The sequence below is a fragment of the Xanthomonas sp. NCPPB 2866 genome, from assembly GCF_041475745.2.
In the GTDB taxonomy this organism is placed as follows: Bacteria; Pseudomonadota; Gammaproteobacteria; order Xanthomonadales; family Xanthomonadaceae; genus Xanthomonas; species Xanthomonas arboricola.
The window spans coordinates 1,789,883-1,815,107 of sequence record NZ_CM192975.1 but is presented as its reverse complement, the minus strand read 5'-3'; the positions used below and the strand labels follow the sequence as shown (position 1 = coordinate 1,815,107).

The following is a 25,225-nucleotide window of genomic DNA, read 5'->3' as shown; positions in this document are numbered from 1 at the left end:
CCCCACTCCCCAATCCCCGCTCCTCAAACCGCAAACTGTTCGCTGAAGATGCGTTCTTCCAGATTGTGTTCGGGATCGAACAGCAGCGTCACCTGGCGCTGGGTGGATTCGCGGATGGTCACTTCGACCACGTCGCGGATTTCGTGCGAGTCGGCGGTGACGCTGACCGGGCGCTTGTACGGGTCCAGCACGCGGAAGCACACTTCGGTGTCGGCCTTGAGGATCGCGCCACGCCAGCGGCGCGGGCGATACGGGGCGATCGGGGTCAGTGCCAGCGTGTGCGAGCCCAGCGGCAGGATCGGCCCGTGCGCGGAATAGTTGTAGGCGGTGCTGCCGGCTGGCGTGGCGACCATGACACCGTCGCCGATCAGCTCGGCGATGCGGGTCTGGCCATTGAGATCCACGCTCAGGTGCGCGGCCTGGCGGGTCTGGCGCAGCAGCGAGACCTCGTTGTAGGCCAGCGACACCGTGCTGGCACCGGACTCGGTCTGCACCTGCATTTCCAGCGGGCGCAGGTGCGCCGGTTCGGCACGTTGCAGACGCGCGAGCAGGTCGTCCTCGTCGTCGCGGTACTGGTTCATCAAAAACCCGACCGAGCCCAGCTTCATGCCGAACACCGGCTTGCTGGCAGCGCCGTGCCGGTGCAGGGTCTGCAGCATGAAGCCGTCCCCGCCCAGTGCGCAGACGATGTCGGCGCTGTCCAGCGCGTGATCGCCATAGCGCTGCACAAGACGCGCGCGCGCGGTCACCGCCGGCTCGGCGTGACTGGCGAGAAAGGCAATCCGGGGTGGTGCGGTCATCGTTGACTCCAGAGCATGCGAATCAGCATACCGCAGCGCTGTGGTGGGCTTGTTGGCTAGCCGCCCCTCCCTCGCCTGCGCGGACGCGCCTGCGTCTGCGCGATCGGGATCGGGCGCCACCGGTGACACGGCGCACGTCAGCGCAACGGGCGCGGCAATCCCGCGCGCGCCCTGCGCGTACTGCCCGGCCAGACGTCACCGGGCCACTTCCTCAGGCGGTCAACCGCCAGGCGCGATGGATGCGCGCATGCCGCTCGAAATCCGGGTCGATGGTGCGCGGGCTGATTTCCTCGCACTGCGCAAACTCGGCCACCAGTTCCTCGTCCAGCTTGAAGCGGCGGAAGTTGTTGGAGAAATACAGCACCCCACCCGGCGCCAGGCGCGCCACTGCCGCGCGTAACAGCCGCACATGCTCGCGCTGGATGTCGAAGTCTTCGGCGCGTGCGGAGTTGGAGAAGGTCGGCGGGTCGCAGAAGATCACGTCGAAATGCGCGCGCTCGGCTTCCAGCCAGGCCAGCGCGTCGGCCTGCACCAGCTTGTGCTTGCTGCCGGCCTGGCCGTTCAGGGCCAGGTTGTCGGCGCACCACTGCAGATAGGTACCGGACAGGTCCACGCTGGTGGTCGAGCTCGCGCCGGCCACCGCCGCTTCCACGCTGGCCACGCCGGTGTAGCAGAACAGGTTGAGGAAGCGCCGCCCCTTCGATTGCGTGGCCATGGTGCCGCGCAACGGGCGATGATCCAGGAACAGGCCGGTGTCCAGGTAATCGAACAGATTCACCCGCAGCAGCGCGCCATGCTCGCGCACGTTGATGAACTCGTTGCGCTGCTCGAAGCGGCCGTACTTGCTGCCGCCCTTGCCGCGCTCGCGCGATTTGAGCGCCACGCGTTCGCCCGGCACCTCGAACACCTCGCGTGCGGCGGCCAGCAGTTCGCCCAGACGGCGGCGCACGTCGGCTTCCGGAATCGTCGCCGGCGCCGCGTATTCCTGCACATGCAGAAACACGCGGCGATCGCCATCGGCTTGCTGGTACACGTCGATGGCGGCCGAGTATTCCGGCAGATCGGCGTCGTAGACGCGGAAGCATTCGATGCCTTCGCGTGCGCGCCACTTCTTGAACTTCTGCAGGTTCTTGCGCAGGCGGTTGGCGACCATCTGCGCGCCTTCGCTGAGCGCGGTCGGCGCCGCCAGCGGGGTGCGCCGCGGCACCGCGATCGGGTCGCAGACGATCAACGCGCACTCGATCGCGCCATTGAACAGCTGGTATTTCTTGCCCGCGCGCAGGCCGGTGGCATACGCCAGCTCGGCGTTGCCGCACAGCAGGCTGGCCCGCCATTGCGGCACGGCGCGCTGCAGGGTATCGCCCAGGCGGCGATACAGCGCCGCATCGGCGGCCAGACGTTCGTCGTAGGGCGGATTGCACACCACTACGCCGGTGGCCTGCGGCGGGGTCTGCAGGTCGCCCACCTCGCGCACGCCGAACCAGATCGCCTCGGCCACGCCGGCCACTTGCGCATTTTCTTTCGCGGCGCGGATCGCATGCGGGTCCATGTCGCTGCCGTGGATCACCTGCCGGAGCGCGGCGCGGCCAAGACTGTCGCGCTCGCGCGCTTCGCCCACCAGTTGCTGCCAGCCCTCGCGATCGAAGCCGCGCCAGCGGCTGGGGAGATCGCTGCCATAGCGCTGCAGGCCGGGCGCCACGTCAGCGGCCATCAGCGCGCCTTCGATCAGCAGGGTGCCGCTGCCGCACATCGGATCCAGCAGGCCGCCGCCATCGGCGTAGGCGCGCGGCCAACCGGCGCGCAGCAACACCGCCGCGGCCAGATTCTCCTTGAGCGGCGCATCGTTCTGCGCCATGCGCCAACCGCGCCGGTGCAGCGGGCCGCCGCCCAGATCCACCGAAATGGTGGCGCGGCCCTTGCGCAGCGACAGGTTCAAACGCAGATCCGGGCTGTCCACGTCCACCGACGGACGTTCCAGGCCCTGCCGACGCATGGTGTCGACCACCGCGTCCTTGATCCGCTGCGCCGCGTAACGGGCGTGCGTGATCGCGGTACCGGAGACATGCGCGTCCACCGACAGCGTGTGGCCGACGGACAGGTGCTCGTCCCACGGCAATTCGGCCACCCCGGCATACAGCGCGTCCTCGTCCGGGCAATCGAATTCGCTCAGCGGCCACAACACGCGGCTGGCCAGGCGCGACCACAGCACGGCGCGCTGCGCATCGCGCAGGTCACCTTCGACGTTGACGCCGGAGATGGTGGCGGTGGCCTTGCTGGCACCGAGCGACAGCAGCTCGTCGGCAAGCAGGTATTCCAGGCCCTTGGCACAGGATGCGAAGAATTTCACGTAGGCAGGTATCGATGGGGACGCTGGCCGTGGGGGCGAGCGTGGGAGCAGGACGCTGGGCCGGCGCCCGGGAGGGCAAAGCCGTGGCCGCCGCGGGCGGGGCGCAAATGGTCGGCCATCGGAGCCGGCTTTACCAGCCCGCCGGCCGGATCGCCCACCGCGCGGTTCACCACGGCGCCAGCCGCCACTGCGGCTGCGCAGTCTCCAGGCGCTGCCGCAGGCCCAGCCGCTGCAGGAAGGCGGCATCGTGCGAGGCGACGATCAGCGCCCCCTGGTAGCTGCGCAGCAGCGCCTCGATCGCTTCCACCGCGGCCAGGTCCAGGTGGTTGGTCGGCTCGTCCAGCAACAGCAGTTGCGCCGGCTGCGCCCGGTACAGCGCACATGCCAGCGCCGCTTTGAGCCGTTGGCCGCCGCTGAGCTGGCCGGTGGGCAGGTCGGCACGCTGTTGGTCCAGGCCCAGCAGCGCCAGGCGCAGCCGCTGCGCGTGTGCTGGCGCGTCCGGAGCTGCATCCTGCAGCTGCGCAGCGGCCGAGCGCGCCGGATCCAGCAGCCCCAGGTGCTGATCCAGGTACGCCACCGGCACATGCACCTGGCAACGCCCCGCGCTGGGTTGCAGGCGCCCGGCCAGCAGCTGCAGCAACGACGACTTGCCGCTGCCATTGGGGCCGACCAGGCCGATCCGCGGCTGCCCATGCAGCAGCAGGCCCACCCGCCGCCCGCCCAGCCGTCCGTCGGCCAGCTCCACCTGCTGCAGCGTGGCAAGCTGCCGCGATGCACCGGCGGGCGATGTCGGCGCCAGGAGCGCGATCGTGGGGTCGTCCTGCACCAGCGCTGCGGCCTGCACCACCGCCTCGCTCAGCCGCGCCTGTTCGGCCTGGCGTTGCTGTTGCAGCCGCCCCGCGCTGAGCTCGCTGCGCTGCTTCTGCGCGCCGAGCAGGATCGCGGCCTGGTTGGCCTGCCCTGCGGCACGCGCGCCGCGTGCCTGGCGTTGCTGTTGACGCTGCTGCTGTTCGCGCAGCGCCTGCTCACCGCGTGAACGCGCCTGTTTGCGCTGGGCCAGCAACGTGCTGGCCGCCTGCTGTTCGATGGCGCGCTGCTGCGCATAGAACGTGTAATTGCCGCCATAACTGCGCAGCCCCTGCGCGGACAATTCAACAATGCGCTGCATCGCATCGAGCAGGTCGCGGTCGTGGCTGATCACCAGCAAGCCACCGCTCCACGCCAGTAACTGATCCATCAGCCGCTGCCGTTGCGGGCCATCCAGGTGATTGCTGGGCTCGTCCAGAATCAACAGGTCCGGCCGGGCCAGAAACGCACCGGCTAGTGCCACGCGCGTCGCTTCGCCGCCACTGAGCTGCGCGGCCGGTGCACGCGGATCGCGCCCACCCAGGCCTTGCCGTTCGAGTTCTGCGGCAAATTGCGCATGGGCGGTCCAGCGCTCGCCGACCAGTTCAAAATCGGCGGGCGCAACGCTGTCGGCGGCGATACGGTCCAGCGCATCCAGCAGCGGCGCGACGCCGGCCAGTTCGGCAATGCTCTGCCCCGGCGCCACGCGCACGCGCTGCGGCAGGTAATGCACGCTGCCGTTGCGCACGTAACGCCCTGCGCTGGGCAGCACCTCGCCGGCCAGCAGGCGCGCAAGCACGCTCTTGCCCACGCCATTGCGCCCGACCAGGCCGGTGGCGCGTTGGTCGATGTGGATGGACAGATCGGAAAATAGCGGGCTGCCATCGGGCAGCACATACGCAACGCTTTCCAGCGTCAGCGACGGACAGGTCATACGGGTCTCCATTGCATGCCAGCACACGCACCGATCCAGCCGGACCGGCAGCGGGTAAGGCCGTCATCACGACGGCGGCATCAATGGCGCATTGGACCAATCCTCAGACAGTGGGCAATGCGGCAAAGTGTAGGTCAGCCTGCGAGCCAGGCCAAATCGCAGGCGTGGCCGCGGTCAAGCCCAGCATGGCGAGCACCGGCGTTCATGGCGTTTCACGCTCCTGCAGGCCAGCACCTCGCCGACCTCCAGGCGCCCCCGGAAACCGCGGCGAGCGCTCGCCGGTACGCAATTGCCGGGATTCGGCGTCCCTGCGTCCTCAATCCCGCGAAAACCGTCCCCTGCCGACCCAGTGCCTGGCGTGGATCACGCCAAGCGGTCGCCAGCAGCTGGACTCAACCCAGCCCGAAGGCCGGGTGATAGGCGACATCGGCCAGCGGCAGCAGACGGTCGCCGAACGCCAGCGCCTGCAGCTCGGACGCCGGCACGCCGGGCAACACCAGCCCCGGTTCCACCGCAAAGCCCAGACGTCGGAAAAAGGCCGGCTCGCCCAATGCCAGGCAACCGGCGGCGCCACGCTCGCGCAAGCTGCCCAGCGCCGCCTGCACCAGGCGCGTGCCCAGTCCCTGGCGCTGATGCCCCGGCCCGATCGCCAGCGGCCCCAACGCATACCAGCCGGGCGAATCGTCCGACAGCGACACCGGCGATACCGCCAGGTGCCCGACCACATACCCGTCGTGGTCGGCCACCAGCGACAGCGCCAGCGCGCCGTCGTTGCGCAAGGCGGCGATCACGTGCTGCTCGTCGTGGCGGCTATGTTCGTCGCGCATGAACGCGACCATCGTCAGCAGTTCGATCGCCGCAGCATCGCCATCGCTGGCTTCGCGAATCAGCACGTTCATCGCAGGCCCCGCAGCCCGCTCGTCTTCAGACCATTGCGCATCACAGGCTCTGCAACAGTTCGGCGAAGGCACGCGCCGACGCATCCACATGCGACGCCAGCCGGTGTTCGTCGTCGACCAGCAGCAAGCGCGCATGCCGCGCCTGCGCCCAGGCGATCACCTCGCCGGCCGGAATCAATTCATCGCGCCAGGCATGCACGATGGAAATCGGCACGCGCGCCGCATCCAGTGCCGGCAACGGCCCCATCCGGGTCGGCGGCACCATCAGGAACAGTCCGCGCGTGGGCACCTGCAACGACACCTGCGCAGCGATGTACGAGCCCAGGCTGGAGCCGACCAGCACCAGCGGGCCCTTGTCGGCCGCCGCCCGCGCGATCTCCAGCAGGCGTTGCAGCCGGCCCTGCACGTCGCCGAGCGAACTGACATCGCGGCGTGCGTCCAGATCGGTGTAGTCCGGGCGCTCGTGGGTCCAGCCCAGCTGCCCGGCGACATCGGCCAGGGCGGTGACCTTCAGCGCATCCGGGCCGCTCTCGAAGCCGTGCGACAGGATGCAGTGACCGCGGCTCATAGCGCCTGCACCGTATCGCCGATGCGCAGCACGCCGCCACGCAGGATGCGCGCGCACAAGCCGCCATGGCCGCGCATGGCGTTATAGCCACCCGCGCCCAGCGCATCTTCCATGCGCGAGCACGGATCGCAGGGGTCGGTGCCTTCCAGCTCGACATCGCCGATGCGGAAGCGCCGCCCCTTCAAGGCGATCAGCGGGATGCCGGACACCACCAGGTTGCGGCGCAAGGTGGCCGGCGCAATCGCGGGGTGGCCGGCCAGCGCTGCGATCACCGGCAGATGCTCGGCCTGGATCAGGGTCACGCCGCGCTTGCCGCTGCCGCCCTTGTAGCGGTCGCCGACCAGGCCGATACCGGTGGTGGCCTGCGCCGCGTCCACCTCAATCATGTCCACATCGCGCGCCGGGCGCACGCCGATCCAGGTCACCTGGCCGGTCTGCGGCAGGGTTGCCATCAATTTGCCCAAAGGGCTGTCGGGATTCAAAGCCATCGTCGAATGCTAGCATCCGCCCCATGTCCGATGCCGTCCTGCCGTCGCCACCGATCACCTACGCGCCGTTGTCCTACGAATCGCGGCTGGCGCGACGCGCGCTCACGCAGATCGACATGGTGGTCATCCATTGCACCGAATTGCCCGACATGGCGATGGCGCGCGAATACGGCGAACGCGTGCTCTACGACAGCGGCACCGGCAACAGTGGGCATTACTACATCGACCGCAACGGCAGCATCCAGCAATACGTTGCGCTGGAGCGCGTCGCCCACCACGTGCGCGGCCACAACCCGCATACGCTGGGCATCGAACTGGTCAACAGCGGCCGTTATCCGCACTGGCTGGACTCGCGCCATCAGTGCATGAACGAACCGTACCCGCAGGTGCAGATCAACGCGCTGATCACGCTGCTGCAATGGCTGCAACAACAGTTGCCGTCGGTACGCCGGATTGCCGGCCACCAGGCACTGGACACCACCCAGGAAGCGGCCAGCGACGACCCGTCGCGCAAGATCCAGCGCAAGCTCGATCCCGGCCCGCTGTTTCCGTGGCCGCAGATCGAAGCGGCGGTCAGCTGGTCGCATGCACCGCGCTAGCAGCGGTGCCCCCATCGAAACAGCATTCTGCCTTCGCTGGTACAGCGCTCAACGCTCGGCTGCGCGGTAGGTCTTCTCGCCCGCATTCACCGCAAGATCCAGGCGATTTTCCGGCGATGCGATCGGGCAGACCACATGCGGCGTCAACGCGCAGGGCGGATTTTCGGCCAGATTGAAGTCGAGCACGAGCCGGCCATCGTGTGGCGGCGCGGTGTAGAGATAACGCGCGCCGCCATAACTTTCCTTGCCGCTGGTGCGATCGGCGAACAGGAAGAACAGGCCCTCCCCGTCGTCGCTGACGATCGGCTGCAAGCGGTACTCCTGGCCATTGCGCGAGAACACCGCCTCGCCCGGTATCTCGACGGTAAGCGGCGTGCCGATCGACGTCAGCAGCGTGGTCGTGCGCGGGGTGGGATACGCCTGCCAGCGCGCCAGGATGCGCCAGTGCGGATCGGTCGGAAAATATTCCAGCCCGGCGAAATGGCTCAGCAACGGCGCTGCCGGGTCACGGAAACGCCAGCCGAACAAGCTGCCGGTCTGCACCAGATAGAACTGCCGCCCGTCCACATCGAGGCGATCGCCCCGCTGCCCTGCGCGCTCCGGCTCCAGGCGGACGCGATCGACGCGCTGCCCGTTCAAGTACACCGGTACATGTGCGGCGGCGTCGAAGTGCACGCGGCCGTCGCCATCCAGCGTCAGCTGCCCCAGCTGCGCAGGACCGGCCGGCAATACCAGATCGCTGCGCGGATCGCTGCCCACCTGGTAACGGCCTGCGCGCACACGCCCGGAGCCGGTGTAGCTCAGCCAACCGTCGGGCGCGCGCAAGCGCTGCAAGCGCTCGGCGCGTGCACGTTCGAGTTCGACCTGATACACCGCATGGCGGTCGCTCTGTCCGCGACCGGCAATGCGCGCACCGTTGGCGTCGGCGGTCGATCCCGCCGAACAGGCCGCCATCGACAGCATCGCGACGCACAGCGCGCCGACCTGCAACTGCAACCGCATGAGTCACCCAGCACTGCGAGAAACTGCGCTCCGCGCAGCGAACCTGCGTCCCCACAGGTCACCGTTCCTGCCGCCATTGTGCCTGCAATCAGGGGCCGGTCGCGACCGGGCGTGTCGCATCCTGCAACCAACCGCTCCAGGAGCCGGCGTAAACGCGCGCGCCCGACAAGCCGGCCACTTCCAGCGCCAGCAGCAGATGGCAGGCGGTCACGCCCGAGCCGCACATCACCACTGCCTGCTCGGGGCGATACGCGCCCAGCAGCGCAGACAACTCGCTGCGCAGTTCCTCGGCCGGCTTGAAGCGACCATCGCGCAGGCTCACACCCAGCGGACGACTCACCGCACCGGGCACATGCCCGGCCACCGGATCGACCGGCTCCACCTCGCCGCGAAAACGCTCGGCGGCGCGTGCATCCAGCAACCAGCCCGGCGCCTGATCCAGCCGCGCCAGGATCTGCCCGGCCTCGACCACGGCATCGCCATCGAAGCTGCCCGGGTATGCCGCGCCATCATGCAGTGCAGGCGGCTCGGTGCTTTCCGGCAACCCCGCCGCGCGCCAGGCGGCCAGCCCGCCATCGAGCACCGCCACGCGGCGATGCCCCAACAACCGCAGCATCCACCATGCCCGCGCCGCGGCCATGCTGCCGTCGGCAGCGTCGTAGATCACCACCTGGCTATCCGGGTCGATCCCCCACTCGCCCAGCCGCCTGGCGAATGCCGCGCTGGTCGGCAGCGGATGCCGCCCTTGCGCAGGCTGCGACAGATCGGCCAGATCCTCGTCGAGATCGGCGTAATGCGCGCCTGGCAGATGCCCCTGTGCATAGGCCTTGCGCGCTGCATCCCGGTCCGGCGCAGTCGGTGGCGCAGCGCGCGCGTCCAGCAGTCGCAACTGCGGATGCGGCAATGCCGCGGCCAGCGTGGCGCTGTCGACCAGCGTGGTCCAGTGGAGTTCCGCACTCATGCAACCTGCTCCAGACGACGACGAAGATTGAGGAGAATGGCCGCGGTGGCGCCCCAGATGCGGTGGCCCGGCCAGTCGTATTCCAGCACGCGGCGTGGCCTGCCGCGAAACTCCAGCTCCACGCTGCGCAGATTGTCCGGGTCCATCAGATAGGCCAACGGCACCTCGAACACCTCGGCCACTTCATCCGGCTGCGGCACCGCCACGAACGCCGGGTCGATCACCGCCACCACCGGGATGACGCGAAACCCGCTCACGGTCAGAAACGGATCCAGATATCCCAGCGCATGCACCTGGCCGGCGCCGAGCGCGATTTCCTCGCAGCTCTCGCGCAAGGCCGCAGCGGCCGCATCCGCATCCGACGGCTCGACCCGGCCACCGGGAAAACTGACCTGTCCGGCATGGTGACGCAGGCTGTCGGTGCGCCGGGTCAGCAGCACCATGGTGCCCTGCGCGCGCGGCACCAGACCGCACAGCACTGCGGCCTCGGCAGACGCGCCGCCTTCGGTCAGGTCGATCAATTCGGCATGATTCCAGCCCGGCCCGTCGGGCGCGGTGTCCAGCGCATACAGCGCACGCTGCAGCTGCGCGCATTCGGGCAGCCGCGCGGCCAACGCGCGCGCGGGCAGAACCGTGTGCAGATACTCCTGACGTTCGCCGTCGCTCATGCTCATCCAGCGTGCAATTTCATCCAGGCTGCGCAGGCAGCCGACACAGTGCGCCTGCGCGTCCAACGAACATACACCGATACACGGGCTGGGCAGGCCACTGCGGTTCGAATCCGTGTCGCTCATCGCTGGCTCCCGCCGCACCGCATCCTCACGCCGTCCGTCCATCCTGTCGCGCATCCGGCGGACCCAAACGACAACGCCGGCCTGGTGGCCGGCGTTGTCACAGCAACAGCAAACGCAATTACTTGACGCTGACCAGCTTGATCTCGAACTGCACGGCCACGTTCGGCGGGAACGGGGTACGCGGGTCGGCACCGTAGGCCTTCTCCGGCGGCAGGGTCACTTCCCACTTCGAGCCGGCCGGCATCTGCAGCAGCGTGTCGCGCATGGCCTGCATTTCGACTTCGCTGACCTTGATGGCCGGGATCTGCTGCGCCGGACGGGCCTTCTCGCGGTCGCCGAACGGGAACGGACCGGCCACTTCCAGCTGCACGGTGCTGGCCTGGGTCGGCTTGGCGCCCTTGCCGGCTTCGATCACGCGGTACTGCACGCCGCTCGGCAGCGTCTGCACGCCAGCGGTGCCCTTGTTCTTGGCCAGGAACTGGTCGCTCTTGGTCTTGTTGGCAGCAGCGGCCTTGTCGTATTCGGCCTTGGCCTGCTGGGCACGGCCCTGCTCACGCTTCTGGAACGCTTCGACAGCCGGCTTCAGCTGGTCGGCGGTGATCGCCGGCTGCTTCTTGGCATAGGCGTCCTGCAGACCCTTTACCACCGAGTTGATGTCGAGCTGCTCACCGCGGCCGGTGAGTTCGGCAAGGTTGTTGCCGTAGTCATAGCCGAAGTAGTAGCTCAACTTGCCCTTCTCGGACGTCGTGTCCTGGGCCAGTGCATTGCCCGTCAGGGCCAGGGCCGCCACAGCGACCGCGATAGAACGCAACTTCATCAAACAATTCTCCAGGGTGGTGGCACAGGACGGGTCTGCCGCCTGAGATGACGCGCTAGGATAGCGGCCGCGATAGCGAACCGCTACTTATCACGAAAGCTATGACCAGCAAGGCTTTCGGAAGTTCCGCATTTACTAATTTTTTACGTTCGTAAGGATTTCCATGTCCAATCACGTCATTCTGATCGCCGACCACGCCAGTGTACGGACGATCACGGTCAATCGACCGGACAAACTGAACGCCTTGAACCAGGAAACGCTGCAGGCGCTGGATCACGCCTTCGCCGAGGCAGCGAGCGCGGACGACATCCGCGTGGTGATACTGACCGGTGCCGGCCCCAAGGCGTTTGTCGCCGGCGCGGACATCGCCGAAATGCGCGATCTGTCGGCGATGCAGGGCCGCGAGTTCTCGCTGCTCGGCCAGCAGCTGATGCGCCGGATCGAGCGCATGCCCAAGCCGGTGATCGCCATGGTCAATGGCTTTGCACTCGGCGGCGGGCTGGAGCTGGCGATGGCCTGCCATCTGCGCATCGCCGCATCCAGCGCGCGTCTTGGGCAGCCGGAAATCAATCTTGGCCTGATCCCCGGCTTCGGCGGCACACAACGGCTGTTGCGTCTGACCGGGCGAGCGGCAGCGCTGGAACTGTGCCTGCTCGGCCTGCCGATCGATGCTGCGCGCGCGTTCCAGTTGGGTCTGGTCAATCGCGTGGTCGAGCCGGAGGTATTGCAGGACGAAACCCTCGCCCTGGCACAACGCCTGGCCGCCGCCGCACCGCTCGCGCTGCGCGGCATCCTGGATGCGGTGGTGTTCGGTGGCGAATGCGCCATCGAAGAAGGCCTGCAGCTGGAAACCGCGCAATTTGCACTGTTGTTCGCCAGCGACGACATGCGCGAAGGCACCGGCGCCTTTCTCGAAAAACGCCCCGCGCACTTTCTCAACCGCTGATCGGCCTGCCATGACGTTCGACCCCACACCGGCACCACGTCCACTGGCCCTGCAGCTGTTCGACTGCGTCCACGCCGACGATCTCGATCGTGCGTTGGCACTGGGCCTGATGGAGTACCGGCCCGATCCACGCGACGACCTGCTCGATCCGGCCTGCCCGCAACTGAGCGCGGTGCTGCTGGCCGCACAACAACGGCTACGCGATGCCTGGGCAGCACGCGACCGCTACCGTGCACGCGCCGCGCGCCTGCAACGTCGCGCTGCCGAACGCGATGCACGCCGGACGCCGGCAGCGGCGCCCAGCCAACCGGCGGCCGCCGCACTACCGCCGCTGGCTGCGGCCATCCTGGCGCGCGCCAAGGCCAAGGCCGCTGGTGGAGCACAGCCATGAACGCGATCCACGTCACCGCGCCGGCACGGCGCGGCAACAACATGCGCAAGCCCGAAATACAGGAGATGTTCGCGCGCCTGCGCGAGCTCAATCCGCACCCGACCACCGAACTGGAATACACCACGCCGTTCGAGTTGCTGATCGCGGTGCTGCTGTCGGCACAAGCCACCGATGTCGGCGTCAATAAGGCCACCCGCAAGCTGTACCCGGTGGCCAATACCCCGCGCGACATTCTCGATCTGGGCGAAGAAGGCCTGAAGCGCTACATCGCCACGATTGGCCTGTTCAACGCCAAGGCCAAGAACGTCATTGCCACCTGCAGGATCCTGCTGGAGCAATACGGCGGCGAGGTGCCGCACGATCGCGCTGCACTGGAGGCCTTACCCGGCGTCGGCCGCAAGACCGCCAACGTCGTGCTCAACACCGCGTTCGGCGAGCCCACCATGGCGGTGGATACGCATATCTTCCGCGTCGCCAACCGCACCGGTCTTGCACCGGGCAAGGACGTGCGCGTGGTCGAGGACAAGCTGGTCAAGGTCATTCCGGCCGAATTCCTGCACGACGCACACCACTGGCTCATCCTGCATGGCCGCTACGTCTGCAAGGCACGCAAACCCGATTGCCCAGGCTGCGTGATCCACGACCTGTGCCGCTACCGCGACAAGACCCCCGCACCCGCCGAAAGGCCGACAACACCGAAGGGATGACGCGGTCTGACTCAACCTGGCTGACACGATCTAGCGAAACCGTCGTAATAACTGTGCAGCATCCAGCCAGGCGCCAGGCTTCTCGTATCGGCAACGCCGTTCCCGGCTTTTGCAAATCCCAAATCCCGACTCCCTAATCCCCGCCCAAAAAAAATCGCGACCGGGATGATGCGTCTTGCGGCGCCATGCATCACCCGGTCACGATAGATGTCACCCGGCGCGAGCGCCGGGTGTTTGCAGCAGGTCTACGCCGCCTTGGCTTGCTCCACGCGCTGTTCGACCAGCGCGCTTTCCACCGTCGGCTGGCCTTCCACGCGTCGATCCAGCTCGTTCCAGTCCACCACCAGCTCGCAGCCGCGCGAGGCCGCGTTCCGGCTCCAGTCGCGCAGCAACTCGATACAGGCGTGGTCGACGTGATGCAGCTTGGCCACGTCCAGGTGCAGTGCGGTGTTCGGCGGCACGCTTTCCAGCGTACGCGCCATCGCCGGCACCTTCAGGAACGTCGCCGAACCCTGCAGGGTCAGATGCATCTCGTCCTTCTTGTGCTCGTGCTCACGCACGTCCACCTTCAGGCGCGAAGAATGCAGGGCCAGACGGAACAACGACAGGCCGAAGCCGATCAGCACGCCGGTCAGCAGGTCGGTCGCCACGATCGCGAAGGTGGTCGCCAGGTAGATCGCCGCGGTGCCACGACCATAGGTCGCCAGCTCCTTGACCTGCCCGATCTTGATCATCTTCACGCCCGTGTAGACCAGGATGCCGGCCAGACACGCCACCGGCGTCATCCGCAACAGCCACGGCAGCAGCATCGCGAACACCAGCAACCAGCCGCCATGCAGCACCGTGGACATGCGCGTGGCCGCACCTGCCTGCACATTGGCTGCGCTACGCACGATCACGCCGGTCATCGGCAATGCGCCCAGGAAGCCGCACAACATATTGCCCACACCCTGCGCCGCCAGCTCACGATCGTACTGCGTACGCGCACCCTGATGCATGCGATCCACCGCCGCCGCCGACAGCAAGGTCTCTGCGCTGGCGATGAAGGCAAAGGTCACCGCCGACACCAGCAACGTCGCATTGAACACGCCGAAGATGTCCGCGACGCTGGGGATGCTGATCGCCGAGAACAGATTGGTCGGCACGTCGACCTTGTTGACGTTCAGGCCCTGCAACTGCACCGTCGCCGTGACCACCACCACCGCGATCAACGCACCCGGCAAAAAGCGCAGACGCTGCGGGCGCAGCTTGTCCCAGGCCAGGATGATGCCGATGGTGGCCAGACCCACGAACAACGCGGTGCGGCCGGTTCCTTCGCTGATCGCCTGCCACACCACCGCCGGCAATGCAGCGAAGTTTTCCAGACCGCGCGCCTTGGGAGCGGCGTCCATCAGCACATGCGCCTGCGAGGCCACGATCAGGATGCCGATGCCCGACAACATGCCGGCCACCACGGCCGGCGACGTCATCCGGAACCACACGCCTGCGCGGCACAGGCCGGCAATCAACTGAATCGCACCGGCCAGCAGGATCACCGGACCCAGGGCGGCAACGCCATGCTCGCGAACCAGCTCGAACACCAACACAGCCAGGCCGGCGGCCGGTCCGCTCACCTGCAGAGGAGAGCCCGCCAGGAAGCCGACGACCAGCCCACCGATGATGCCGGTGATCAGACCTGCGGCCGGCGGCATGCCGGAAGCGATCGCAATGCCCATACACAACGGGAGCGCGACGAGGAAGACCACGACAGACGACAACAAATCACGTCCGAACAGTCCCTGGCGGAAATATCCGCCGATACCTGATGTGTTCATGATGTGCTCCGTCAGGCGAGTTCAGCGCGCACGACTTGCTGCAGTCGCGGACGTGGGGTGGCTTCGGGGGTGTTGTCCGCCAACAACGGACGGAAGCCACCCTTCTCGGCATCGAAGGCGCGGATCTCGCCATGGGCGATGTCATAGATCCAGCCATGGATGCGCAAGGTGCCGGCCGCCAGACGCGCGGCGACCACCGGCTGCGTCCGCAGATGGTCCAGCTGCGAGACCACGTTCTCTTCGGTCATGCAGCTCAGCGCTTCCTGGCTGTGCGGATCGTGTCCGTGATGGGCAGTGACGTGACGCGCTGCATCGGTGTGCTTGAGCCAGGCCGCCACGGACGGCACGTCTTCCAGCGATTCCGGCTTGAGCACCGCCTTCATTGCGCCGCAGTCGGTATGACCGCAGATCACGATGTGCCGCACGCCCAGCACGGCGATGGCGTATTCGATCGCCGCAACCACGCCGCTGACGTGCTGGGAGTAAGGCGGCACCACATTGCCGATGTTGCGATAGACGAACAGTTCGCCCGGCTGTGCGGAGAAGATCAGCTCCGGCATGACACGCGAATCGGCGCAGGTGATGAACAACGTATGCGGACTCTGGCCACCGGCCAGCTCCTGAAAGCGCGCACTCTGGCGCGGATACACTTCCTTACGGAAATGACGAAAACCTTCTAGCAAACTTTCCATGGGAGATACCTCTAGGCAACGGATGGCTCTCCGCGGCGCGAACCGCGAAGTGCAAAGACGAACAAGTCAAAGGAATCCGGTGCGCTGCACCGGTTGACGCGACTAACGGAGGATCAGGCGCGCACTGCGTTGGGAGGACGCAGTTGCGGGATCAGGTCGCGTTTTTGAGTTGCCGGCGCGTAATGCGCGTACCAAGAGGGGAAATAACGTGCGACCACCGGCCATGCCTGGGAGAGCAAGGGGATATCGTCTGCAGAATGGGTATCGACCTGGGTCTGTGCGTCCCCGTCGCCCTGCAGATCATCGGCTGCATCACGTTCTTCGCCAGCGTCCGCCATTACCGCCACGCCGTCGCCCACAAGCGCATCGTGGATGCGGCTGTGCGCATCGGCCGCCGACCACGCAGTAAGCGCGAGCAGGCAGACCAACAGCAACTGGAGGAATCGAGGAAACATGGCCTCGAAACTAACAATTTAGAACGCGCCTGTGCAAGTGGTGCGACGCACAAAGCGCTTGATACGCCGCAGTTCCACTTAGTTGGTTCAGGTCGCAATAAGCTTGAGCTCGCTGAAACGGTGAACTGCGCCACTGTCACATCTGTCATACGACGTGGCCTGTTCAGACTCATGACACACACTGACAAAAAACAAACACGCGTAAATCTTTGTCTTTGTTGACAAAAATCAGATTGCAACGCGATCTGAAGTTGTCACATTAACGCAACTTTCACGCCATAGCCTGCGTTCACTTTCTCAGGTCGCAAGGCACATATGAAACTTTCTCCCACCCTGCTTGGCTCCGCCCTGCTGCTGGCGCTGGCCGCACCCGCCGCGCACGCCGAAATCGCCATCGACGTGATCGGCGGCTCGGAGATGTCGCTCGAAGGCCTGGTCCAGGCCGACGGCAACTGGTTCCACAACGACGTGCAGGACCTCAATGGCCCGATCGGTGCCAATGGCGACAATTCCGAATTCAGCATCCGCCGTGCCGAGCTGGTGCTCAAGGGCAAGGGCCCGGGCAATTTCGAATGGGTGGCCGGTTACGACCCCAGCGTGCTGAAGGAAGTCACCATCCGCGGCACCACCATCCGCAGCACCGGGCGTTTCCTCGACAACAACATCAAGTACAAGTTCGCCGGCAACGCCAACAACTACCTGCAGGTCGGCCAGTTCAAGCAGCCCAACAGCCTGGAAGAGCTGTCCAGCACCAAGAACAACGACTTCGTCTCCAAGGCCGCAGTGACCAACACCTACGGCATCTCGCGCCGGCTGGGCGTGGCCTACGGCATGGGCGACAACGACTGGAGCATCACCGCCAGTGCGTTCGGCCGCGAACTGACCCGCAACCAGGCACACGGCAGCGGCTACGGCGCGCGCGGCACCTGGGCGCCGATCAACGAGAGCGGCAACGTGCTGCACTTCGGTCTGAGCTACCTGGGTTATGACACCGACGACGACACCCTGCGCCTGCGCGCACGCCCGGACGCCGACCTGACCACGGTGCGCCTGATCGACAGCGGCGCCATCACCAACGTGGACCGCGTGGGTGTGGCCGGCGCCGAGGCGATGTGGATCACCGGCCCGTTCAAGCTGCAGAGCGAGTTCTTCCAGGAAAACGCCAAGCGCATCGGCAACAACGCCAACGATTACAAGAGTGACGGCTGGTACGTCAGCGGCGTCTGGAACATCACCGGCGAGACCTGGGGCTACAAGGCCGGCGTGCCGACCACCCCGCTGCCGAACGCGCCGGCCTCGGGGATGTGGCAGCTGGCGGTGCGCTACGACACCCTGGACCTCAACGACGGCCATCTGGTCTCCAACGGCACCACCCCGTTCGTGGACGGCGTGCTGGGCGGCAAGATGGACGTGTGGACGGTCGGTGCCAACTGGTACTGGCGCTCCAACTTCAAGTTCGCACTCGACTACGCGAAGGTGGAAAGCACCCGTTACAACAGCGCCACGCGTGGCCTGGTCGACGACAACCCGTCGATCATCGAGGCACGTGCGCAGTTCTATTGGTAAGTGCGCGCTGGATCGGCTGCCGTGCTGCGCTCCCGTGAGCGTGCCACGGCGGCAACCGGCCTGATCCCACCCGGCAACGCGCCCCGCCGCAACGCCGTCATCTGCATGTCATCTCCCGGACATCGCGCCGTCATGCCCCTGCCCTGCAATGGCACGACCGCGGGACGTCCTCATCCCTTCGCTACAGGAGCTGTTCCGTGATCCACTCTCTGAAGACCCGTCTGGCCGTCGGCGTGCTCACCGCCTCGCTGGCCTTGTGCGCCCAGGCCGCCGATGTCACCGGCGCCGGTGCGTCGTTCATCTACCCGGTGATGTCCAAGTGGTCGGCCGACTACAACGCGGCCACCAAGAAGCAGGTCAACTACCAATCGATCGGTTCGGGCGGCGGCATCGCCCAGATCAAGGCAGCCAGCGTGGATTTCGGCTCGTCCGATGCGCCGCTCAAGCCGGAAGAACTGGCCGCGGCCGGCCTGGCGCAATTTCCGTCGGTGATCGGCGGCGTGGTGCCGGTGGTCAACGTGCCCGGCGTGGCGGCAGGCGCGCTGAAGCTGGACGGCAAGACCCTGGGCGACATTTTCCTGGGCAAGGTCAGCACCTGGAACGACCCGGCGATCGCCGCGCTCAACCCGGGCGTCAAGCTGCCCGACGGCAAGATCACCGTGGTGCATCGCTCCGACGGTTCGGGCACCAGCTTCAACTTCACCAACTACCTGTCCAAGGTCAACCCGGACTGGAAGGGCAAGGTCGGCGAAGGCACCGCGGTGCAGTGGCCGACCGGCATCGGCGGCAAGGGCAACGAGGGCGTGGCCGCGTACGTGAAGCAGATCAAGGGCGGCATCGGCTACGTCGAGCTGTCGTATGCGCTGCAGAACAAGATGGCCTACACCGCGATGAAGAACGCCGCCGGCAAGTTCGTGCAGCCGTCCGACGAGACCTTTGCCGCCGCCGCCAACAGCGCCGACTGGGGCAACAGCAAGGACTTCTACCTGGTGATGACCAATGCCTCCGGTGACAATGCCTGGCCGATCACCGCCACCAACTTCATCCTGGTGCAGAAGAAGCCCAAGAATCCGGCCGGCCTCAAGAACACGCTGGAGTTCTTCCGCTGGGTCTACAGCAAGGGCGATGCGCAGGCCAAGCAGCTGGACTACGTGCCGCTGCCGGACAGCCTGGTGACCCAGATCGAAGGCTACTGGGCCAAGAACCTGCCCAAGTAACGCCAGCCACAGCGACAGGAACGACGCCGTCTCTCTCCCCGGCGTCGGCACCGGGACGCGGCCCCCACGGGGTCGCGTCTTTTTTGTGATGCCTTCTCCAAAAGGCACTGTCATGCACGTGTAACAAAAACATCATTTCATAGCGTGGTCTGCCGGGTCCCCCGGCCAACCCAGCCTCGGAGCTTCCATGAAACTGCAGTCGGCCAGCCTGACCGCCCTGTCCCTCACCATCGCCCTCGCCCTGGCCGCCTGCTCGCCCGGCAAGGATGCGCAGTCCGGCGACACCGCCAAGGGTGCCACCGCCGCAGGTGCCACCGCTGGCGACAGCAAGAGCGCCGAGATCTCCGGCGCCGGTGCATCCTTCATCTATCCGCTGGTCTCCAAGTGGTCGGCCGACTACAACGCCGCCACCGGCAACAAGGTGAACTACCAGTCGATCGGCTCCGGCGGCGGTATCGCGCAGATCAAGGCCGGCACGGTGGACTTCGGTTCGACCGACAAGCCGCTGGACAGCGCCGAACTGCAGCAGGCCGGCCTGGGCCAGTTCCCGTCGGCGATCGGCGGCGTGGTGCCGGTGGTGAACCTGGAAGGCATCGCACCGGGCAAGCTGCGCCTGACCGGCGCGCTGCTGGGCGACATCTTCCTGGGCAAGGTCACGATGTGGAACGACGCGGCGATCGTCGCGGCCAATCCGGGCGTGACGCTGCCGGCGACCAAGATCAACCTGGTGCATCGCTCCGATGGTTCGGGCACCACCTTCAACTTCTCCAACTACCTGTCCAAGGTCAGCCCGGAGTGGAAGAGCAAGGTCGGCGAAGGCACCTCGGTGCAGTGGCCAGGTGGCGTCGGCGGCAAGGGCAACGAAGGCGTGGCCTCGTACGTGCAGCAGATCAAGGGTTCGATCGGTTATGTCGAACTGGCCTACGCCCTGCAGAACAAGATGCCCTACGCCTCGCTGCAGAATGCGGCCGGCCAGTGGGTGGAGCCGAATGCAGAAAGCTTCGCCGCCGCTGCCGCCAGCGCCGACTGGGCCAACGCCAAGGATTTCAACCTGGTGATCACCAACGCACCGGGCGAGAAGGCCTGGCCGATCACCGCGACCAACTTCATGCTGATGCACAAGCAGCCCAAGGATGCGGCGCGCAGCAAGGCCACGCTGGACTTCTTCAAGTGGGCGCTGGACAACGGCCAGGCTCAGGCCAGCGAACTGCATTACGTGCCGCTGCCGCCGGAACTGGTCAAGCAGATCCAGGCCTACTGGGCCAGCGAGTTCAAGTGATGCCCTGCACCCGCTGTCATGGCGGGTTGCGCTGCGGTGAGGTGCCTGCGGGCGCCTCGCCGTTCCTGCTGTCTCACGCTCCCGCCAGTGCGCGGGTGACGAGTCCAATCGAATGAATGCCACCGCCATTCCCGAAGCGATGACCGCCCCGCGCGGCCGCGACCTGCGCGATGCACGTGCCGATCGCCTGTTCAAGCTTGCGCTGGCCGCCACGGTCGTCTTCGTCCTGTTGGCGCTCGGCAGCGCCGCGCTGTCGATGCTGTGGGGCGGGCGCCATGCCTTGCAGATGCAGGGCCTGAGCTTTTTCTATTCCGCCGACTGGAATCCGGTGGAAAACAAATACGGCGCGCTGGCGCCGATCTACGGCACCCTGGTCACCGCATTGATTGCGATGGTGATTGCGGTGCCGGTGAGTTTCGGTATCGCGTTCTTCCTCACCGAGGTGGCGCCGCGCTGGCTGCGCGGCCCGGTCGGCACCGCCATCGAACTGCTGGCCGGCATCCCGTCGATCATCTACGGCATGTGGGGCCTGTTCGTGCTGGTGCCGGTGATGACCGAGCACGTGACGCCCTGGCTCAACGATCACCTGGGCACGCTGCCGTTGATCGGCCCGTTGTTCCAGGGCCCGCCGTTGGGAATCGGGTTGCTGACCGCAGGCTTCGTGCTGGCGATCATGGTGATTCCGTTCATCTCCTCGGTGATGCGCGAGGTGTTCCTGACCGTGCCGACGCGCCTGAAGGAATCGGCGTATGCGCTGGGGTCGACCAAATGGGAAGTCAGCTGGGACATCGTGCTGCCCTATACCCGCTCTGCGGTGATCGGTGGCGTGTTCCTGGGCCTGGGCCGTGCGCTGGGCGAAACCATGGCAGTGGCGTTCGTGGTCGGCAACACGGTGCGGCTGTCGCCGTCGCTGCTGGAGCCCGGCACCACCATCGCCGCGCTGATCGCCAATGACTTCGGCGAGGCCACCGAAACCTATCGCTCGGCATTGCTGCTACTGGGCTTTGTCTTGTTCATCGTGACCTTCATCGTGCTGGCGATTGCGCGCTTCATGCTGATGCAGCTGTCGCGTCGGGAGGGCAACTGATGTCCTCGGTCTCGCAATCGCTGTACAACCGCCGCCGCGTGACCAACGCGATCGCACTGTTGCTGTCCTGCGTCACCGCGGTGTTCGGCCTGTTCTTCCTGGCCTGGATCCTGTGGACCTTGTTGTCCAAGGGCGTGCCGGGCATCGACGTCAACCTGTTTACCAAGATGACACCGCCGCCGATGCAGGAAGGCGGCCTGCTCAATGCCTTCTTCGGCAGTGCGGTGATGTGCGGCCTGGCGCTGGCGATCGGCACGCCACTGGGCATTGCCGCCGGCACCTGGCTGGCCGAATACGGCAATGCACGCAAGGCCGGGTTGGTGGTGCGCTTCGTCAACGACATCTTGTTGTCGGCACCGTCGATCGTGCTGGGGTTGTTCGTCTACACGCTGTACGTGATGCAGACCGGCGGGCGCTTCTCCGCATTTGCCGGCGCGCTGTCGCTGGCCTTCATCGTGCTGCCGGTGGTGGTGCGCACCACCGACGAAATGCTGCGCCTGGTACCGGCGCAGATGCGCGAAGCGGCGTTGTCGCTGGGCATCCCGCAGTGGAAGGTCACCGTGCAGGTGCTGTATCGCGCCGCCTCGGCCGGCATCCTCACCGGCATCCTGCTGGCCCTGGCCCGCATCAGCGGCGAGACCGCGCCGTTGCTGTTCACCGCCTTCGGCAATCAGTACTGGAACAGCAACGTGTTCCAGCCGATGGCCAGCGTGCCGGTGATCATGAATCAGTTCGCCGGCAGCCCGTACGAGACCTGGCAGACCCTGGCCTGGTCCGGCGCGCTGGTGCTGACCGTGTTCGTGCTGCTGGTGAGCCTGGGCGCGCGCGCCCTGCTATTGCGCAACAAGATTTCCAATGACTGACCTCTCCCTCCGGACACCCGACATGAACGATCTCCAAAACGCCATGCCGATGCATCGCATCGCCGTTCCGGCCGCCAAGGGAGCACCGGCCGCGCAGGCGCCGGTGAAAGTGGCCGCACGCAATCTGGACTTCTATTACGACAAGTACCACGCGCTCAAGGGCATCAACATCGAGATTCCGGAAAAGCGCGTCACTGCGCTGATCGGGCCGTCGGGCTGCGGCAAGTCCACCCTGCTGCGCATCTTCAACCGCATCTATGCGCTGTATCCGAAGATGGAAGCGCGCGGCGAAGTGCTGCTGGACAACGAAAACATCCTGTCGCCGAAGTACCCGATGAACCGGCTGCGCAGCAAGGTCGGCATGGTGTTCCAGAAGCCGGTGCCGTTCCCGATGACGATCTTCGAAAACGTCGCCTACGGCATCCGCCACCACGAAAAACTGTCCAAGGCCGACATGCAGAACCGGGTCGAGCAGGCGCTGCGCCAGGGCGCGCTGTGGGACGAGGTCAAGGACAAGCTGGGGCAAAGCGCGCTGGGCCTGTCCGGCGGCCAGCAGCAGCGGCTGTGCATCGCACGCGCGGTGGCGCTGCGCCCGGACGTGCTGCTGCTGGACGAACCGACCTCGGCACTGGATCCGATTTCCACCAGCCGTATCGAGCAACTGGTGGAAGAGCTCAAGCGCGAATACACCATCGTGATCGTGACCCACAACATGCAGCAGGCGGCGCGTGTCTCCGACTACACCGCCTTCATGTACCTGGGCGACCTGATCGAGCATGACCGCACCGAAACGATTTTCTCCCAGCCGTCCAAGCAGCAGACCGAGGACTACATCACCGGCCGTTTCGGTTGATATAAGGCGGGCCATCGCAACGCCGCATTGACGCAGCTCCGCCGCACTGCCCGGCACGACATTTGCATCACCCGCGATGTCGCCAGGGTTACGGCGGACATCCACCACCGCCACGAATCGAGATCACGATGAACCAGCACCTCAACGACCATATCGTCAAAAGCTACGACGAGGAGCAGCACCGTCTTGTCGCCGAGATCGTGCGCATGGGCGACACGGCGGTGGCGCAGCTGGAAGCCGCACTGGATGTGGTGGAGCGTCGCGACGACAACGCCGCGCATCGCATCGTGGTCAACGACGAGGCGATCGATGCGCTGGAGCATGCGATCAGCCACGACGTGATGCGGCTGGCGTTGCGTGGGCCGATGGCGCGCGACCTGCGCGAGATCCTGGCCGGCCTGCGCATTCCGGCCGATATCGAACGCATTGGCGATTACGCGGCCAATGTCGCCAAGCGCTCGATCGCGCTCAATTCCGCACCGCCGCTGCCGCAGACGGTGGGCCTGCGTGCGCTCGGCCAGATGGCCGCCGATGCCGTGCGCGAAGCGGTGCAGGCATACCGCAACAAGGATGCCGATGCGGCCATCCGCGTACGCGACGAAGATGCACGCCTGGATGCGCAATACACCGCGCTGTTCCGCGAACTGCTGACCTACATGATGGAAGACCCGCGCAACATCACTCCCTGCACGCACCTGCTGTTCATGGCCAAGAACCTGGAGCGCATCGGCGACCACGCCACCAACATCGCCGAGAACGTGTGGTTCCTGGTCCACGGCGAACAGCCGCTGCCGCCGCGCCTGAAGCGCGACGACACCAGCACCACCGGCGTCATCTGATTGCAACAAGTGCCGGCGGCATCTGCCGGCACAGGTCGCAACGCCTTATTTCATTACGTATTCAGCTCCAAATGCCTACGGTGAACTCGCACAGGCTGTTCCTGTGACGCAGGAGTAGGCAGATGAAACGCATCATCGGATCCCTCATGGTTGTATCGCTGCTCACGTCCGGCGCAGCGTTCGCCACGCCGCAGCAGCATGACGACCGCGACCGCAGCGCGCAGCACCACGACGCGCATGGTCCGGACCGCCGCGACGATCATCGCGACGACAGACACGATGACAAGCGCGACCACCGCCCCAGCGCGCACAACGACGACCACCGCAACGATCGTCGCGGCCCGCCGTATCGGCGTGGCGAGCGCCTGGCACCGGACCACCGCGGCATACGGGTGACCGACTACCACAAGCATCACTTGAACACGCCGCAGCGCGGGCACGAGTGGCGCCGCGTGGACAACAACTACGTGCTGATTGCGGTGGCCACCGGGCTGATCGCAAGCGTGGTCGCCGCCCGCTGACGCCAGCGGTGTAGCACAGCTTCCGGGCCCGATCCGTGGCAACACGGGTCGGGCTTTTGTTTGACGGATCGCCGCTCAGTACACGCGGGCAGGCCGCCAGCTGCCACGATCGAGCCGGCCGTGCGACCTGCTAGGCTATGCCGATGAACGAACCGGTCGACCTGCAGCCTGCCCCCTCCTTCCTGCCCATGTCGCGGCGCTTCCGCGGCTATCTGCCCGTGGTGGTGGATGTGGAAACGGGAGGTTTCGACTGGAACAAGCACGCCCTGCTGGAAATTGCCTGCGTGCCGATCGAAATGGATGCCGACGGGCGGTTCTTCCCCGGCGACACCGCCAGTGCCCATCTGGTGCCCGCGCCAGGACTGGAGATCGACCCGAAGTCGCTGGAGATCACCGGCATCGTGCTCGACCACCCGTTCCGCTTTGCCAAGCAGGAAAAGGACGCGCTGGACCATGTGTTCGCGCCGGTGCGTGCGGCAGTGAAGAAATACGGCTGCCAGCGCGCGATCCTGGTCGGCCATAACGCGCATTTCGACCTGAACTTCCTCAACGCCGCGGTTGCGCGCGTGGGCCACAAACGCAACCCGTTCCATCCTTTCAGCGTGTTCGACACCGTGACCCTGGCCGGCGTGGCCTACGGGCAGACCGTGCTGGCGCGCGCGGCAAAAGCCGCAGGCCTGGAATGGAATGCCGCCGATGCGCATAGCGCGGTCTACGACACCGAGCAGACCGCGCGACTGTTCTGCACGATCGCCAATGCCTGGCCGGGGCCTGTTTGAGCGGGGATTGGGCATTGGGGATTGGGGATTCGCAAAGGCACGCTGCCTGACGCGTCCCTTCTGCTGAGCCACGATGCGCCGCACGCAATGGCACAGCCAGTCGGTGGGTTCTAAAGCAGATCAACACACTGCCCTTGCCAATCCCCAATCCCCAATCCCAG

27 protein-coding genes are annotated in these 25,225 nt (G+C 66.3%); 13 read left to right on the top strand and 14 right to left on the bottom strand.

What is annotated here, in order from left to right; all coding sequences use genetic code 11:
- Positions 1-23: 23 nt before the first annotated feature.
- The 7 genes from ACCQ04_RS07835 to ACCQ04_RS07805 form a co-directional block, all read right to left on the bottom strand.
- On the bottom strand, positions 24-800 hold the full coding sequence (locus ACCQ04_RS07835) for an NAD kinase (RefSeq protein WP_047125593.1): 777 nt from the start codon (positions 798-800) through the stop codon (positions 24-26).
- A gap of 211 nt (positions 801-1,011) precedes the next feature.
- Positions 1,012-3,147 carry a bifunctional 23S rRNA (guanine(2069)-N(7))-methyltransferase RlmK/23S rRNA (guanine(2445)-N(2))-methyltransferase RlmL gene (gene rlmKL, locus ACCQ04_RS07830; protein ID WP_016902459.1) on the bottom strand — a complete coding sequence of 712 codons (2,136 nt, stop codon included), beginning with the start codon at positions 3,145-3,147 and terminating at the stop codon, positions 1,012-1,014.
- Positions 3,144-3,335 (bottom strand): hypothetical protein, encoded by a 192-nt coding sequence (locus tag ACCQ04_RS07825; protein WP_080931303.1) that lies wholly within the window; start codon positions 3,333-3,335, stop codon positions 3,144-3,146. Before ACCQ04_RS07825 ends, rlmKL begins: the two co-directional genes overlap by 4 nt.
- Positions 3,314-4,927, bottom strand: a complete 1,614-nt coding sequence (locus ACCQ04_RS07820) for an ABC-F family ATP-binding cassette domain-containing protein (RefSeq protein WP_226426493.1) — start codon at positions 4,925-4,927, stop codon at positions 3,314-3,316. The genes ACCQ04_RS07825 and ACCQ04_RS07820 overlap by 22 nt, the downstream gene beginning before the upstream one ends.
- A gap of 392 nt (positions 4,928-5,319) precedes the next feature.
- Positions 5,320-5,826 (bottom strand): GNAT family N-acetyltransferase, encoded by a 507-nt coding sequence (locus ACCQ04_RS07815; protein WP_024940677.1) that lies wholly within the window; start codon positions 5,824-5,826, stop codon positions 5,320-5,322.
- A 40-nt stretch (positions 5,827-5,866) separates the two neighbouring features.
- Positions 5,867-6,394 (bottom strand): alpha/beta hydrolase, encoded by a 528-nt coding sequence (locus ACCQ04_RS07810; protein WP_054592279.1) that lies wholly within the window; start codon positions 6,392-6,394, stop codon positions 5,867-5,869.
- Positions 6,391-6,882 carry an MOSC domain-containing protein gene (locus ACCQ04_RS07805; RefSeq protein WP_039528007.1) on the bottom strand — a complete coding sequence of 164 codons (492 nt, stop codon included), beginning with the start codon at positions 6,880-6,882 and terminating at the stop codon, positions 6,391-6,393. Before ACCQ04_RS07805 ends, ACCQ04_RS07810 begins: the two co-directional genes overlap by 4 nt.
- A gap of 23 nt (positions 6,883-6,905) precedes the next feature.
- Between ACCQ04_RS07805 and ACCQ04_RS07800 the strand changes: the two genes are divergently transcribed.
- Entirely contained in the window at positions 6,906-7,481 is a 576-nt protein-coding gene (locus ACCQ04_RS07800) for an N-acetylmuramoyl-L-alanine amidase (protein ID WP_115043289.1), read from the top strand.
- A gap of 48 nt (positions 7,482-7,529) precedes the next feature.
- On the opposite strand, the gene ACCQ04_RS07795 is transcribed toward ACCQ04_RS07800, so the two are convergent.
- From ACCQ04_RS07795 to ACCQ04_RS07780, 4 genes are all read right to left on the bottom strand, one after another.
- Positions 7,530-8,483: a DUF1684 domain-containing protein gene (locus tag ACCQ04_RS07795; RefSeq protein ID WP_226426494.1), complete on the bottom strand. Its 954-nt coding sequence runs from the start codon at positions 8,481-8,483 to the stop codon at positions 7,530-7,532.
- Between the two features lie 88 nt (positions 8,484-8,571).
- Positions 8,572-9,444 (bottom strand): sulfurtransferase, encoded by an 873-nt coding sequence (locus ACCQ04_RS07790; protein ID WP_226426495.1) that lies wholly within the window; start codon positions 9,442-9,444, stop codon positions 8,572-8,574.
- A complete protein-coding gene (locus ACCQ04_RS07785; RefSeq protein WP_039528018.1) occupies positions 9,441-10,238 on the bottom strand; it encodes a CoA pyrophosphatase in 798 nt (265 codons plus the stop codon). The genes ACCQ04_RS07790 and ACCQ04_RS07785 overlap by 4 nt, the downstream gene beginning before the upstream one ends.
- Before the next feature lie 118 nt (positions 10,239-10,356).
- Positions 10,357-11,055 carry an FKBP-type peptidyl-prolyl cis-trans isomerase gene (locus tag ACCQ04_RS07780; protein ID WP_016902469.1) on the bottom strand — a complete coding sequence of 233 codons (699 nt, stop codon included), beginning with the start codon at positions 11,053-11,055 and terminating at the stop codon, positions 10,357-10,359.
- A 163-nt stretch (positions 11,056-11,218) separates the two neighbouring features.
- On the opposite strand from ACCQ04_RS07780, the gene ACCQ04_RS07775 reads away from it, so the two are divergent.
- Genes ACCQ04_RS07775 through nth form a run of 3 tightly spaced genes read left to right on the top strand, consistent with a single transcriptional unit; the run spans position 11,219 to position 13,099 of the window.
- Positions 11,219-12,001, top strand: a complete 783-nt coding sequence (locus ACCQ04_RS07775) for an enoyl-CoA hydratase-related protein (RefSeq protein WP_226426496.1) — start codon at positions 11,219-11,221, stop codon at positions 11,999-12,001.
- 10 nt (positions 12,002-12,011) lie between these two features.
- Complete coding sequence (locus ACCQ04_RS07770; protein WP_046342273.1) at positions 12,012-12,392, top strand: hypothetical protein; 381 nt, start codon at positions 12,012-12,014, stop codon at positions 12,390-12,392.
- The gene (nth, locus tag ACCQ04_RS07765; protein ID WP_226426497.1) at positions 12,389-13,099 is read left to right on the top strand and encodes an endonuclease III; all 711 of its coding nucleotides are present in this window, start codon (positions 12,389-12,391) and stop codon (positions 13,097-13,099) included. Before ACCQ04_RS07770 ends, nth begins: the two co-directional genes overlap by 4 nt.
- Positions 13,100-13,344: 245 nt before the next feature.
- On the opposite strand, the gene ACCQ04_RS07760 is transcribed toward nth, so the two are convergent.
- From ACCQ04_RS07760 to ACCQ04_RS07750, 3 genes are all read right to left on the bottom strand, one after another.
- The gene (locus ACCQ04_RS07760; protein WP_226426498.1) at positions 13,345-14,913 is read right to left on the bottom strand and encodes a SulP family inorganic anion transporter; all 1,569 of its coding nucleotides are present in this window, start codon (positions 14,911-14,913) and stop codon (positions 13,345-13,347) included.
- Between the two features lie 11 nt (positions 14,914-14,924).
- Entirely contained in the window at positions 14,925-15,605 is a 681-nt protein-coding gene (locus ACCQ04_RS07755) for a carbonic anhydrase (RefSeq protein ID WP_016902474.1), read from the bottom strand.
- Positions 15,606-15,718: 113 nt separating this feature from the next.
- Positions 15,719-16,039 carry a hypothetical protein gene (locus ACCQ04_RS07750; protein ID WP_016902475.1) on the bottom strand — a complete coding sequence of 107 codons (321 nt, stop codon included), beginning with the start codon at positions 16,037-16,039 and terminating at the stop codon, positions 15,719-15,721.
- A 336-nt stretch (positions 16,040-16,375) separates the two neighbouring features.
- Here ACCQ04_RS07750 and ACCQ04_RS07745 point away from each other — a divergent pair, with 336 nt between their 5' ends.
- From ACCQ04_RS07745 to rnt, 9 genes are all read left to right on the top strand, one after another.
- Positions 16,376-17,626 carry an OprO/OprP family phosphate-selective porin gene (locus ACCQ04_RS07745; protein ID WP_102580970.1) on the top strand — a complete coding sequence of 417 codons (1,251 nt, stop codon included), beginning with the start codon at positions 16,376-16,378 and terminating at the stop codon, positions 17,624-17,626.
- Between the two features lie 197 nt (positions 17,627-17,823).
- Positions 17,824-18,843: a phosphate ABC transporter substrate-binding protein PstS gene (pstS, locus tag ACCQ04_RS07740; protein ID WP_161961418.1), complete on the top strand. Its 1,020-nt coding sequence runs from the start codon at positions 17,824-17,826 to the stop codon at positions 18,841-18,843.
- Between the two features lie 187 nt (positions 18,844-19,030).
- Positions 19,031-20,122 (top strand): phosphate ABC transporter substrate-binding protein PstS, encoded by a 1,092-nt coding sequence (gene pstS / locus ACCQ04_RS07735; RefSeq protein ID WP_016902478.1) that lies wholly within the window; start codon positions 19,031-19,033, stop codon positions 20,120-20,122.
- Between the two features lie 112 nt (positions 20,123-20,234).
- A complete protein-coding gene (gene pstC, locus ACCQ04_RS07730; RefSeq protein ID WP_006450306.1) occupies positions 20,235-21,209 on the top strand; it encodes a phosphate ABC transporter permease subunit PstC in 975 nt (324 codons plus the stop codon).
- Complete coding sequence (pstA, locus tag ACCQ04_RS07725) at positions 21,209-22,072, top strand: phosphate ABC transporter permease PstA (protein ID WP_039511726.1); 864 nt, start codon at positions 21,209-21,211, stop codon at positions 22,070-22,072. The genes pstC and pstA overlap by 1 nt, the downstream gene beginning before the upstream one ends.
- A 22-nt stretch (positions 22,073-22,094) precedes the next feature.
- On the top strand, positions 22,095-22,925 hold the full coding sequence (gene pstB, locus ACCQ04_RS07720) for a phosphate ABC transporter ATP-binding protein PstB (protein ID WP_016902480.1): 831 nt from the start codon (positions 22,095-22,097) through the stop codon (positions 22,923-22,925).
- Positions 22,926-23,053: 128 nt separating this feature from the next.
- Entirely contained in the window at positions 23,054-23,764 is a 711-nt protein-coding gene (gene phoU, locus ACCQ04_RS07715; protein WP_005994733.1) for a phosphate signaling complex protein PhoU, read from the top strand.
- Between the two features lie 122 nt (positions 23,765-23,886).
- Positions 23,887-24,285: an RcnB family protein gene (locus ACCQ04_RS07710; RefSeq protein ID WP_102580971.1), complete on the top strand. Its 399-nt coding sequence runs from the start codon at positions 23,887-23,889 to the stop codon at positions 24,283-24,285.
- Positions 24,286-24,422: 137 nt separating this feature from the next.
- Positions 24,423-25,064, top strand: a complete 642-nt coding sequence (rnt, locus tag ACCQ04_RS07705; RefSeq protein WP_226426499.1) for a ribonuclease T — start codon at positions 24,423-24,425, stop codon at positions 25,062-25,064.
- The last annotated feature ends 161 nt before the right edge of the window (positions 25,065-25,225 follow it).